At 68.2% G+C, this 12,346-nt stretch carries 10 protein-coding genes; 5 read left to right on the forward strand and 5 right to left on the reverse strand.

Annotation, left to right across the window (positions count from 1 at the left end):
- Positions 1 to 51: 51 nt before the first annotated feature.
- The 4 genes from sufD to AXA68_RS02830 form a co-directional block, all read right to left on the reverse strand.
- Positions 52 to 1,269 (reverse strand): Fe-S cluster assembly protein SufD, encoded by a 1,218-nt coding sequence (gene sufD / locus AXA68_RS02815; protein ID WP_066412513.1) that lies wholly within the window; start codon positions 1,267 to 1,269, stop codon positions 52 to 54.
- A 1-nt stretch (position 1,270) separates the two neighbouring features.
- Positions 1,271 to 2,698 (reverse strand): Fe-S cluster assembly protein SufB, encoded by a 1,428-nt coding sequence (sufB, locus tag AXA68_RS02820; protein WP_066412515.1) that lies wholly within the window; start codon positions 2,696 to 2,698, stop codon positions 1,271 to 1,273.
- Between the two features lie 52 nt (positions 2,699 to 2,750).
- The gene (locus tag AXA68_RS02825; RefSeq protein ID WP_066412517.1) at positions 2,751 to 3,668 is read right to left on the reverse strand and encodes an ABC transporter ATP-binding protein; all 918 of its coding nucleotides are present in this window, start codon (positions 3,666 to 3,668) and stop codon (positions 2,751 to 2,753) included.
- A 121-nt stretch (positions 3,669 to 3,789) separates the two neighbouring features.
- Positions 3,790 to 6,603 carry a DNA-directed DNA polymerase gene (locus AXA68_RS02830; RefSeq protein WP_066412519.1) on the reverse strand — a complete coding sequence of 938 codons (2,814 nt, stop codon included), beginning with the start codon at positions 6,601 to 6,603 and terminating at the stop codon, positions 3,790 to 3,792.
- 159 nt (positions 6,604 to 6,762) lie between these two features.
- Between AXA68_RS02830 and AXA68_RS17025 the strand changes: the two genes are divergently transcribed.
- The 3 genes from AXA68_RS17025 to AXA68_RS02840 all read left to right on the forward strand — a co-directional run bounded on the left by AXA68_RS17025 (position 6,763) and on the right by AXA68_RS02840 (position 8,008).
- Positions 6,763 to 6,936, forward strand: a complete 174-nt coding sequence (locus tag AXA68_RS17025) for a DUF7331 family protein (RefSeq protein WP_185955650.1) — start codon at positions 6,763 to 6,765, stop codon at positions 6,934 to 6,936.
- Positions 6,937 to 7,040: 104 nt separating this feature from the next.
- Entirely contained in the window at positions 7,041 to 7,532 is a 492-nt protein-coding gene (locus tag AXA68_RS02835) for a DUF7322 domain-containing protein (protein WP_066412521.1), read from the forward strand.
- 26 nt (positions 7,533 to 7,558) lie between these two features.
- A complete protein-coding gene (locus AXA68_RS02840) occupies positions 7,559 to 8,008 on the forward strand; it encodes a DUF7346 family protein (protein WP_066412523.1) in 450 nt (149 codons plus the stop codon).
- 222 nt (positions 8,009 to 8,230) lie between these two features.
- Here AXA68_RS02840 and AXA68_RS02845 read toward each other — a convergent pair whose 3' ends face one another.
- Positions 8,231 to 9,838 carry an ABC transporter permease gene (locus AXA68_RS02845; RefSeq protein ID WP_066412526.1) on the reverse strand — a complete coding sequence of 536 codons (1,608 nt, stop codon included), beginning with the start codon at positions 9,836 to 9,838 and terminating at the stop codon, positions 8,231 to 8,233.
- Positions 9,839 to 9,955: 117 nt separating this feature from the next.
- On the opposite strand from AXA68_RS02845, the gene AXA68_RS02850 reads away from it, so the two are divergent.
- Both AXA68_RS02850 and AXA68_RS02855 read left to right on the forward strand, forming a co-directional pair.
- Positions 9,956 to 10,507: a gluconate 2-dehydrogenase subunit 3 family protein gene (locus AXA68_RS02850; RefSeq protein ID WP_066412528.1), complete on the forward strand. Its 552-nt coding sequence runs from the start codon at positions 9,956 to 9,958 to the stop codon at positions 10,505 to 10,507.
- On the forward strand, positions 10,504 to 12,162 hold the full coding sequence (locus tag AXA68_RS02855) for a GMC family oxidoreductase (RefSeq protein ID WP_066412531.1): 1,659 nt from the start codon (positions 10,504 to 10,506) through the stop codon (positions 12,160 to 12,162). The genes AXA68_RS02850 and AXA68_RS02855 overlap by 4 nt, the downstream gene beginning before the upstream one ends.
- The last annotated feature ends 184 nt before the right edge of the window (positions 12,163 to 12,346 follow it).

Consider the following 12,346-nt stretch of genomic DNA (forward strand, 5'->3'; position numbering starts at 1 on the left):
ACCGACCGCGACCGCAAAAATCGAACTCGTGCGTCTCCGTCGCGAGCGACCCTACTGGAGCCGCTCAACGACGAGGTCCTCGACGTCCTCGCGGAACTCGTCGACCGCGATCTCCTCCAGGACGGGCACGAAGAAGCCCTCGACGAGCATGTTCCGGGCCGTCTTCGAGTCGATGGAACGGCTCTCGAGATAGAACAGGTCCTCGGCGTCGACCTGGCCCACGGTCGCGGAGTGTGACGCCTCCGTGTCGTGGTTGTGGATGATCAGCTTCGGCGACGCGTCCGCCTCGGCGTCGTCCGACAGCATCAGCGTGTTCTCGCGCTGGTAGCTGGAGGTGCTCCACGCGTCCTCGCCGACGTCCTGAACGCCCTCGTACACGGAGCGCGCCACGTCGTCGAGCACGCCGCGCGTGACGAGGTCGGCCGTCGTGTGTTCGGCCTGGTGCCAGACGCGGGCGTTGACGTCGAAGTGCTGGTCCTCGCTGCCGAAGAACGTCCCGACGATCTGGCTCTCGGAGCCGTCGCCGTTCAGTTCCGTCTCCACGTCCGAGCGGGTGAGCTTCGAGCCGAAGTTGCTCTCGATCCAGTCGATCGTGGCGTACGTGTCCGTGACCCCGCGTTTCAGCGAGTAGGTGTAGGTGTCGTCGTCGAGGTTCTGGAGCGAGCCGAACTGGACGTCGGCGTTCTCGCCGCCCACGACCTCGACGAGGTTCGAGAAGTAGCGGTCGCCCTCGACGTCGCTCTCCTCGCCCGACGCGATCGACTCGAGGATCGTCACCGACGACGACTCCTCGGCGACCACGAGCGTCTGGCTGAACAGCGAGCGGGAGTTCATCTCCGCGCGGATCTTCACGTCCTCGACGTCGACGCCCTCGGGGACGTAGACGAACGTGCCGGTGGTGAAAAGCGCCACCGACAGCGCCGTGAGGTAGTTGTGCTCGGGGTCGAGCACGGTGCCGAAGTGCTCCTCGAGGGTGTCGCCGTACTCGTCGAACGCCTCCGTGAACGGGGCGACGACGACCTCGTCGTCGCCGGCCGTCCGCTCGGTCGTGTCCGACTGGTTCAGCGGGTCGACGAGCGCTTCGAAGTCCAGCGCCTCCAGGTCGGTCCAGCGCCGGCCGGGCGTCTGGATGACGTCGGGCAGTTCGGCCGTCTCCAGCGCCTCGAGCGCGTTCAGACGGGTCTCGAGGAGCCACTCGGGCTCGTCGCGTTCCTCCGCAATGCGTCGTACCGTGTCCTCCGAGAGGCTCTCGATTGCTTTCGTGCTCATGTTATCCGAGCGAACCCTCCATCTCCAGCTCGACGAGCCGGTTCAGCTCGACGGCGTACTCGATCGGCAGCTCCTCCGTGATCGGCTCGATGAACCCCGAGACGATCATCTGTTTCGCGTCGTCGTCGTCGAGACCGCGCGACTGGAGGTAGAAGATGTCCTCGTCGCCGATCTTCCCGACGGTCGCCTCGTGGGCGACGTCGACCTTCGACTCGTTGATCTCCATGTACGGCATGGTGTCGGAGGTCGACTCGTTGTCGAACATCAGCGCGTCACACTCGACGGCGGTCGAGGAGTTCTCGGCCCCGTCGGCGATGTGGACGAGCCCGCGGTAGTTGGTGCGGCCGCCGTCCTTCGAGATCGACTTCGACTCGATGGTCGATTTGGTCTCGGGCGCGTTGTGGTACACCTTCGCGCCGGTGTCGATGTCCTGGCCCTCGCCCGCGAAGGCGATGGTGATGTGGTTGTCGGACGCGCCGCGGCCCTTCAGGATCGTCGAGGGGTACAGCATCGTCGCCTTCGACCCCATCGACCCCGAGATCCACTCCATGCGCCCGCCCTTCTCGGCGATGGCGCGCTTGGTGTTCAGGTTGTACGTGTTCTTCGACCAGTTCTGTACCGTGGAGTACTGGACGTGTGCGTCCTCCCCGACGAACACCTCGACGCCGCCGGAGTGGAGGTTGAACGCGGAGTACTTGGGCGCGGAACAGCCCTCGATGTAGTGGACCTCCGACCCCTCCTCGGCGATGATGAGCGTGTGCTCGAACTGGCCCATCCCCTCGGAGTTCATCCGGAAGTACGCCTGGATCGGCATCTCGACCGTGGTGTCCTCGGGGACGTACACGAACGAGCCGCCCGACCAGATCGCGCCGTGAAGCGCCGCGAACTTGTTGTCGCTCGGCGGCACGGCCTTCGTCATGAAGTACTCCTTGACGAGCTCCTCGTGCTCCTGGACCGCCTTGTCCATGTCACAGAAGACGACGCCCTTCTCCTCCCAGCGCTCCTGCATGTTCTGGTAGACGATCTCCGACTCGTACTGCGCGCCGACCCCGGAGAGCGCGTTCTTCTCGGCCTCCGGGATGCCCAGCTTGTCGAAGGTGTCCTTGATCTCGTCGGGGAGGTCCGTCCAGTCGTCGACGCCCCCGCGGACGTCGATGTCGGGGCGGATGTACGGGACGATCTGGTCGATGTCGACCTCCGAGAGGTCCGGCGCTTCGGGCCAGTCGGTCGGCATCGGCATCGCCTTGAACTGCTCGAGCGCGCGCAGGCGGCGCTCCAGCATCCACTCCGGTTCGTCCTTGTCCTCCGAGATGACGCGGATCGTCTCCTCGGTGAGGCCCTTCTCGGTCTTGAAGGCGGACTTCTCCTCCTTTTTGAACTCGAAGCGGGCCTCGGTGTCGGTCTCTTTGAGGTGGTCTTGTGAACTCATGTCAGTTGTTTACGGCTCCGGTTGTATAGCGTTGGCGCGTAACCACGTTCCATTACGCGGTTCCGTAGGCGTCCTCGCGGACCCAGTCGTACCCCTCGTCCTCGAGCTTCTCGGCGAGCTCCGGGCCGCCGCTCTTCGCGACTTCGCCGTCCAACATAACGTGGACGTGATCGGGCTCGACGTAGTCGAGGATGCGCTGGTAGTGGGTGATCTGGAGGATCCCGGTGCCCTGCTCGTCGCGGAGCGCGTTGATCCCCTTCGAGACGTCCTGGAGGCGGTCGATGTCGAGCCCGGAGTCGATCTCGTCGAGCACGGCGATCGCGGGCTCGAGCATCGCGGCCTGGAGCACCTCGTTCTGTTTCTTCTCGCCGCCCGAGAAGCCGGCGTTGAGGTACCGCTGCATGAACTTCTCGTCCATGTCGAGGAGCTCCATCTTCTCGGAGAGGATCTCCTGGAACTCGGCGACGCCGATCTCGCCGTCGTCGGCGGGGCCCTCCATCGGGGAGGTGTCGTAGCCCTCGTCGTCGGCCTCCGTCTCCTCGTCGTCCTCCTCGTCCTCGAACAGCTCCTCGCGCTCGTCGGCCTTCGCGTTGAGCGCCTGCCGGAGGAAGTTCGTCATCGTGACGCCCTCGATCTCCGCGGGGTACTGGAACCCGAGGAAGATCCCGAGCGCGGCGCGCTCGTTGGGCTCGAGTTCGAGCAGCTCCCAGTGGTAGTCATCGTCGTCGAGGTCGGCCTCGACATCCGCCAGGTCGGCCTCGTCGAGGTGGAGCGCCACGCTCCCGTCCGTGACCTCGTAGGCGGGATGTCCGGCGATGACCTTCGCCAGCGTCGACTTGCCCGAGCCGTTCGGACCCATCAGCGCGTGGATCTCCCCGGACTCGACCTCGAGGTCGACGCCCCGAAGGATCCGTTCACCGCCCTCTTCGGCCACCCGCACGTGTAGGTCGCTGATCTCGAGAGTTGCCATATGTAGGGTTATGCCTCGTGGGTGTATCGTAGGTGTTCTCGAGGTTAATAGTTACGAATATCCCGCCGAAAATCACCGTTTCGAGAAGAATTCTTTCGAGGTCGAAAAGCGTGTTTTGCGATCACATGAACGAGCCGAGTCCGGTCTGCTCCTGACCGGTCTTGACCTCCTCCCAGGAGGTGCCGAGCGACTCGATGATCCGCTCGATGGGGCCTTTCAGCGTCTTCTCGAGCATCTTCTCCCAGTCGACCTCGAACTCCTCGGGGATCTGGTCGGCGTACTCGAAGCAGATCACGTCGGGGTCGCGTTTGAACTCGCCGTAGAGCCCGTCGCGTTGGGGATCGAACCCCTCCTCGCGTTCCATGCGCTCCCAGAAGTCGGGATGGACCTTCTCCAGGTAGAGCCGCTTGGGCTTCGAGCCCCTCCCGAAGTTCGTCCCCAACAGCTCGTTGGCGTACTGTGCGCCCCGGACCTGCGCGGTCGGCGTCTCGTAGGCGTCGAGTCGCTTGCCGATCCCGCCGGGGATCCCGACCTCCTCGACGTCGACGTTCCCCGCGAGGAAGTCGTCGATGACCCCCGAGAGGTACGTCGTGATCGCCTCGAGGTCCTCGTCGATGTCGTCGCCGGTGACGATGGTCTCGATGACGTGCTGTTGGACCTCCTTCGTGATCCCTGCGATGTCCGAGCGCTTGTACTCGAAGCCCGTGATGTCGATGTCGTCGACGTCCTTCCCCTCCTTCCAGACGATGTGGCCCGCGTACCGCTTCTTCTTGCCCGCCTGGAAGAAGCGCCGGTAGAGCTTCTCGAACTCGATCTCGAAGCGGTGGGCGTCGGCGTTCAACTCCTCGCGCGCGAAGTCGTCGTAGCGGTCGTTGATGTGCTCCTGGATGTCGAAGGAGGTCTCGATGGCGCTTTCTTTCGAGAGATCACCGAGAGATAGCATGACGCTGTCAGTATCCCCATATGTAACTTTTCTTCCAATTTCTTCGGTCACGCCGGCGGTGAAGTCGATCACTTCCCGGTTGGTCGAGGTGACGCCCGCGCTCATCTCGCGGTCGTACAGGCGGAACCGGTCCCACCCGAACACGCCGTATAGACTGTTCATCAGGACCTTGACGGCTCCCTGCTGTCTGTCGTACTGCTCGTACGCCTCGGTCCCCGGATCGTGTTCGTTCCGGAGCGCCTTCTTCTCCTCGCGCTCGTCGAGGAGCTCGTTCACCATCTCCCGGATGATCCCGTCCGGCTCCTTGCGGAAGTGGACGCCCGTCGGTGTCCGATACGTCTCGCCGTCGTACTCGTCCGGATCGACCTTCGTCTCCGGCGAGGCGTTGATCGTCACCATCGACATGGGGTAGAGGCTCTTCAGGTCGAGCACGCTCACCATCTCGCGGACCCCGGAGATCGGGTCGAACACCGCGCCACCCTCGAACTCCTCGGCCTCCTGTTGGCCCTTCGAGGGGAGCGCGAAGTTCCCGAACGCCATGTGGAGCACGTACATGTCGACCGCGTCCCCCGGCGTCGTCGCGTCCTCCAGCTTACAGCCGACGATCTTCCGGGCGTCGTCCCAGAAGGCGATCACGTCCTGCGCCCGGTCGATCTCGACGCAGAGTTCCACGTCGCGGATGCTGTACTCGAGCAGGCGCTCGGGGTCCCGCTCCCAGAGATCGCCGATGTCGCCGGCGTACCGCTCCTTGCCGACGCCGAGTTCGCGTTCGCCCACGGCGTCGAGCCGGTACGACTCCAGCTCCGTGAACATCGTGCGCTTGTAGGCGTACAGCAGGTCGAAGACGACACGGCCCTTGATGTCGGGACCCCCCCAGCTCGACCGCCACACCTCGCCGATGCGGGAGAGCCGCTCGATCGAGAGGTCGTACTCGCTGCCGTCGTCGAGCACCTCCAGCCGGTCGAGGACGTAGGGGGCGTCGAAGTCCTCGAAGTTCCACCCGGTGAGCACGTCGGGGTCGGTGTCGTCGAGGTACTCGACGAACGCGTCGAGCATCGCGGCCTCCTCCTCGAAGACCTCGACGCGGAAGTCGAGCTCGGCGTCGTTCCCGTCGGTCGCGTCCCCGCTCGCCGCGATCCCCTCGTAGTCGGGAAGGTCCTCGGGCGGCGGGATGTCTGCCTCCGGCGCGTCGTACAGCCAGACGACGTACTCGTCGTCGTAGGAGTCGTGACTGGTGAGACAGACGATCGGCTCCTCGCCGTCCTCGGGGAAGCCGCGCCGGTCGTCGACCTCGATGTCGAAGGTGTTCACCCGCATCTCGGCGTCGACGTCGGCGGGCTCCAACATCCCCTCGTGGACCTGGATCGTCCCCTCCCCGTCGTCGAGCCGGCGCTCCTCCACGCGGAGGCCGCCGTTGAGTCCGTTGTCGATCAGAAAGCGGTTGGGGAAGAGGATGTCCGCCTCGAAGGTGGTCTCGAAGTCGTCGCGGATGTTGCCCACGTCGCGCGGGGTCCGGGTGACGATCCGGGTGAGCGGCTCGCCGCGGATGCTCTCGTAGGGCTCGCCCTCGGCGTTCTCCTCGCGGGTGCCGATAACCACGTCGTACGCCTCGACGGGATCGCTATCGAGCTCGGCGGTCGGGACGTAGAAGTACGGCTCGACGCCGAGCACGCGGAGGTGTTCGACGACGTCGTGGTCCGTGTCCTCGTCGACGTGTTCCGCCGGCCGGCGGCCGAACACGTGGACGACGGGGTACTCGTCGGTGCCGTACCCCTCGACCGCGTAGTCGATCTGGGTGATCATCAGCTCGACGGTCCCCGTCGAGTCCGGGAACTTCGCCTCGTCGACGTCGACGACGTCGCTGACGCGTCCGTGTCCGCCGCCGGCGACGACTTTCGCCTCCTCGGCGGCGAGGTCGTCGCGGGTGCTGCCGTCGTCGCCCGCCTCCGATCCTGCGGGCGACGAGAAGTCCGAGAGCCCCGACTGAGTCATACGCTCCGTTCGGCGCACCCGGCTAAAAGACCGGCGTTCGTTCGCGGCCCCGTCGCTCGCCGGTCGCGCTGGAGCGGGATCGACCTCGAGCGGCGGCCCCGACCGGTGACACTCACCCCCACGGAAAAGCCTATATCGTGTAACGACTTACCACGGTCCATGCCCTCGAACCCGCTTCGGGACGACGGGACGCACCGCTCGGGCGACCACGACGCGGCCGACGCCGAGGTGGAGGTGTACGAGGACGACGGAAACGTGGTGCTCTTCGAGGCGGAGAACCCGCTCGCGTGGGTCGAGGCCAGCCGAACGGTGCGACTCGCCGACGCGGCCTGAGCCGCGTCTCGGCGCGATTCCGACGCGTCTCGGACGCGCTTCGACGTCCTCGCCCGCGACCGCCGGACACAACCCCTTTGCCCCGCCGCCCCCTACCGGCGGGCGTGTTCCCCTTCGACGAGGACGACGAGGGCGAGGTCTCCTTCGGCGAGAGCTCCGACGCCGAGCGCGAGATGACGCCGGAGGTCCCGAAGGCCCCCTCGGTGAAGTCGTTCGACGACGACGGGGACTTCTCGGCCGCCGGCGACGTGGACGGCGACACCCTCCGCGCGTTCGTCGTCGCCGTGATCTACGCGAACCTCGCGGTCCTCCTGGTGAGTCTCGGCCCGCTCGTCTGGTTCTTCGAGGGGTGGAGCCGGATCGGGATCGCCCTGCTCGTCGCGGGGCTTCTCGCCGGGGTCCGGACGTACCAGACGTACCGGTCGTGGGACCGGTCGCGAGGGGACGACGAGGCCGGGGACGCGGACGCCGCCACGGACTCCGAAACCGCCGCGGGCGATGCCGCCGCCGACGTGGGCGAGGACGGAGACGTTGACGCCGACGGAGACGTTGACGACGACGGAGACGTTGACGACCGCCCCGCCCCGGAACCGTAATCCGTCTCGTTCCCCTTCTCCGACCCATGCGAACGGTTCGAGACGCCGACGGCGAGACGTACCTCCTCGTGAAACGGTCCGGGGAGTCGAGCCGGGTCCGCGACCCGGAGACCGGCGAGGAGCGGTACGTCGAGAACGCGACCCTCGAGGCGGTCGAGGGGGAGTCGCCGCTCGAGACCGCCGCGACGGGCGTCCCCGAGCCCGTCCGTCGGACGGTCCGGGCGGTCAACGACGACCGGACGCTCGGGCTGCTCGTCGAACTCGTCGACCGCGGACCGCTGTCGGTCCGCGAGCTCATGGACGCCTACGACATGTGCGAGTCCGATCTCCACGGCCGGCTCGCGGAGTTCCGCGTCGCCGAACTGATCGAGGAGGTCGACGCCGGCGGTCGCCGAGGATACGCGGCGACGCCGGTCGCCGAGGCGGCGGTTCGGCTGTTGCGCGGGGATCCGGAGACCGCCACCGACGAGTCGTAGGGAGGCGACCGCTCCCGACCGCCGACCGCGGGCCTCACGCCCCCTCAGCCTCGGCGGACGGGCCGCGCGGGACGTACCGCTCCGCGCCGGCCCGCCGCCTCCCTCTCGCGCGCCACCGCAATGAGCCGCTTGTTTTGACTGTACTGAAGATCAAGTGGCTCACCGACGGGGGACGGGATCGCGGGGGAAGACGACGAAGACGCGGGTTCGACTCGCGACGTCTCAGATCCCCTCCTCGCCCTCCTGTGCGAGGATGACCACCATCGAGAGCCCGGAGATGACGAGGAGGATGAGCGTCGGGACGACCGCGTACTGGTAGAGCGCGGTCGCCTGCGCGCGCCAGATCTGCGTGACGATCGTGTCGAACCCGGAGGGGCGGAGCACGAGCGTCACGGGGAGTTCCTTCATCGTCGTGAGGAACACGAGGGCCGCGCCGGCGACGATGCCGGAGCGCGTGAGCGGGAACGTCACGCGCCTGAACGCGCCGGTCGGCGACTCCCCGAGCGTTCGGCCCGCCTCCACGAGCCGCCGGTCGACCTGGAGGATCGACGTCCGGGTCGACCCCACGGCTTGCGGGAGGAAGCGGACGACGTACGCGAACACGAGGAGGGGAAGCGTCTGGTAGAGCCACGGCACGTAGCCGGAGCCGAAGTAGACCAACGCGAGCGCCAACACGATCCCCGGAACCGCGAACCCGACGTACGTCGCCCGCTCGAAGACGGTCGCGAGCGGCGACTCGTGGTTCGCGGCGAAGTACGCGACGGGGATGGCCGCCAATGCGGCGACGACGGCCGCCGCTGCGGACACCGACACCGAGTTGAGCACCTGTACCGGCTCGAAGGCCATCGACGGGCGGCGACCGGCCTCCGACCGGACCAGCCACAGCCCGAGGATCCACAGCGGCACGAGCAGCGCGAACCCGGAGACGCTGGCCGGAAGCAGCGTCGCCGGCCAGCGCAACCGACCGAGCGACACTCGGTCGTTCGTCCGTCCCGCGTCGTCGCCGGTCGCGTTCCGGTCCGAGCGGACGGCCCACTCCAGCGCGAGCACGAGGAGCACGACGACGAGCAGCTGCAAGGAGAGCAGCGCGGCGTAGTCGCGGCCGAACGCGTTGTACTCGACGTAGATCTGGCGGGTGAACACCGGCAGGCGCATGATGGACGGCGTGCCGAAGTCGGAGACGGCGTACAGCGCCGCGAGCAGCGATCCGGCCGCGATCGCCGGCCGGATCGTCGGGAGCGTCACCCGGCGGAACGCCGCGAGCCGGCCGTGGTTCAGCGTGCGCGCTGCCTCCAGAAGCGTCGTGTCGAACGACAGCAGCGCGGCCCGGGTCGTCAGGTAGACGTACGGGTACGTGTACAGCGTGATGACGAGGATCGAGCCGGAGAGCCCGCTGATCTCGGGCACGCGCGCGACGCCGAGCGGCGCGAGCACCTCGTGGAACTCGCCTTGGGGTCCGAACGCGGAGACGAACGAGAAGGCACCGACGTAGCTCGGCACGACGAGGGGGAGCGCGGCGGCGATCGACCAGAACCGACGGAACGGGAGGTCGGTCCGCGTGGTGAGGTACGCGAGCGGGACGCCGACCGCGATCGAGAGGGCGGTGACGCCGGCCATCAACAGCAGGCTGTTGGCGAGCACCTCGGCGGTGGCCGCGCTGAACACGAGGTCGGTCGCGCGCTCCCGCTCGACCGCGGCCGCCTCGATGACGAGCCACGCCAGCGGGAACACGAGCGTCGCGGCGATCGCCGCACACAGAAGCGTCAGTCCGAGCGGGAGTCGGTCGTCGCCGTCGGTCAGGCGGTCGCGGAGCCGGTGTCGCAGGGTCATTGTGCGGGAGGCGGAGTCGTTCTCTTCGAGCGAGGGCGCGGCCGGCGTTAGTGGTTCCGATCGTCCGGCGAACGCGCTCCGACGGATATAAGGATTTAGGGCCACCTAAAACCTTCCATGGAACTGACGCGACGCGACGCGGCGGCCGCGCTGGCCGCGATCGGCGCGACGGGCGGCGTCGCGCTCGGCGTCCGTCGAGCGACCGACGAGAGTGCGGCCGGAGACACCCCCGCCGACGGCGAGCGTCGCCCCGACGACGAGGACGTCCGCAAGGCGATGGCCGCGACCGCGACGGCGGTCTACCCGGAGACCGTTTCGGGGATCGACGCGTTCGTCGACGGCTTCCTCGACGGCCGCCTCGACGGCTCCGCGCACGACGACGGGATCCGGGCGGCGGTCGCCGACCTGGAGTCGGCGGCGCGAGCCTGGTTCGGGGCTCCCGTCACCGACCTGTCCGTCCGGGATCGCGACGAGCTCCTGCGCGATCTGGGCGTGGACACCGCCGAGGAGCACCCGCACGGCACGACCGCGGAGCGGGTGCGGTACTACGTCGTCAACGAGCTCCTGCTCGCGCTGTACGCCTCGCCGACCGGGGGCGAACTCGTCGGCATCGAGAACCCGCAGGGGTACGCCGGCGGGGCCGAGAGCTACACGCGGGGGCCGCCGTGAGCGGTGCCGAGAGCGTCGGGGACGGTCGATCGGGCGCCGGGGACGGGGCGCGAGACGACGGCGTCGACCGCACGCCGGTCCCGAACGCGGACGTCTGTATCGTGGGGGCCGGACCGGCGGGCGCGCTCGTTGCGGACCGGCTGGCGGCCGACCACGAGGTCGTGGTGCTCGACGCGGGACCGCGGTTCGACCCCGCGGACCGGCTCGCCAGACAGGAGCGGGCGATCCGCCCCTTCTACGGCCGCCCGGACGTGTGGGGCGTCGGCGGCGAGCGGGACGCCTACGAGAACGCGGGCGAGTGGGGCTATCCTCTCAACCACGCCCGGGTGAAGGGGGTCGGCGGGTCGACGCTCCACTGGCAGGGGATGGTGATGCGGCTCCACGAGGACGATTTCAACTCCGGGAGCGAGCGGGGCGTGGGGCCGGACTGGCCGATAGAGTACGCCGACCTGCGGCCCTACTACGCCGACGCCGAGCGCGAACTCGGCGTCGCGGGCGCGTCGGACAACCCCTACGCGCCGCCCCGGGAGGAGCCGCACCCGATGCGCGCGTTCGAGCCCTCCTACAGCGACTCGCTTTTCGCCGAGGCCTGCGAGTCGCTCGGGATCGACATGCACTCCGTGCCGAACGCGCGCAACTCCGAGCCGTACGACGACCGGTCGCCCTGCGTCGGCTACGGCACCTGCCAGCCCGTCTGTCCCTCGGGGGCCAAATACGACGCGACCGTCCACGTGGAGCGCGCCGAGGAGAAGGGCGCGACCGTGATCGACCGCGCGAGCGTCGGGTCGCTGGCGCACGACGACGACGATTCGGTCACGGCCGCGGTCTACACGACGCCGGACGGCGAGGAGCACAGACAGGAGGCCGACGCCTTCGTCGTCGCCGCGGGGGGCGTGGAGACGCCGCGGCTCCTCCTGCTCTCCGCCTCCGATCGGTATCCGGGCGGGCTCGCGAACTCCAGCGGCCACGTCGGCGAGTTCTTCATGGACCACCTGTTCGCGGGCGCGGGCGGCACGCTCGACGAGCCGACCCGGCAGAACCACGTCGGCTTCTACACGAGCGCCTGCGACCAGTTCTACGACGAGGCCGACGAGACGCAGGCCCCGTTCAAACTGGAGTTCTTCAACTACGCCGGCCCCTCGCCGGTGGAGATGGCGCTGTCGGGCGAGGACTGGGGCGACTCGCTCCTGGAGCGGCTGCGCGACGGGTACGGGAACCACGTCGCGATGGGCGGGCTCGTCGAACAGGCCCCGCAGGCCGACAGCCGGGTGACGCTCGCCGACGACCGCACCGACGACCACGGCAACCCGGTCCCGCGGATCGAGTGGACCGTGGGCGACCGCGCGCTCGACACGATCGAGCGAGCGAACGAGATCCAGGTGGCGATCTTGGAGGAGCTCGGCGCGGACGTGGAGTGGGTCGCCGGCCCGGACGCGACCGGCCCCGCCTACCACCACATGGGCACGACGCGGATGAGCGACGACCCCGCGGCCGGCGTCGTCGACGCCGACTGCCGCACCCACGACCTGGGGAACTGCTGGATCGCCTCCAGCTCCGTCTTCCCGACGAGCGGCGCGATGAACCCCACGCTCACCATCGCCGCGCTCGCGCTCCGGGTCGCGGACGACGTGGACGCCCGGCTCTCCGGGGCGTGAGGCGGCCGCGCCAAGCGCGGGCGTGTGACGGCAGCACACAGTTGTTTTAGGCAAACCTAAAAATTCAAGTGCGTGCGACGTGAGGTGCGGGTAATGAGCGACTCAGCGCACACGACGAACGGGACGGCGAGCGCGTTCGACGCGGACGCGACCGACGAGGCGGGTTCGACCGACGAGGGGGACT

It is taken from the genome of Halorubrum aethiopicum, assembly GCF_001542905.1.
In the GTDB taxonomy this organism is placed as follows: Archaea; Halobacteriota; Halobacteria; order Halobacteriales; family Haloferacaceae; genus Halorubrum; species Halorubrum aethiopicum.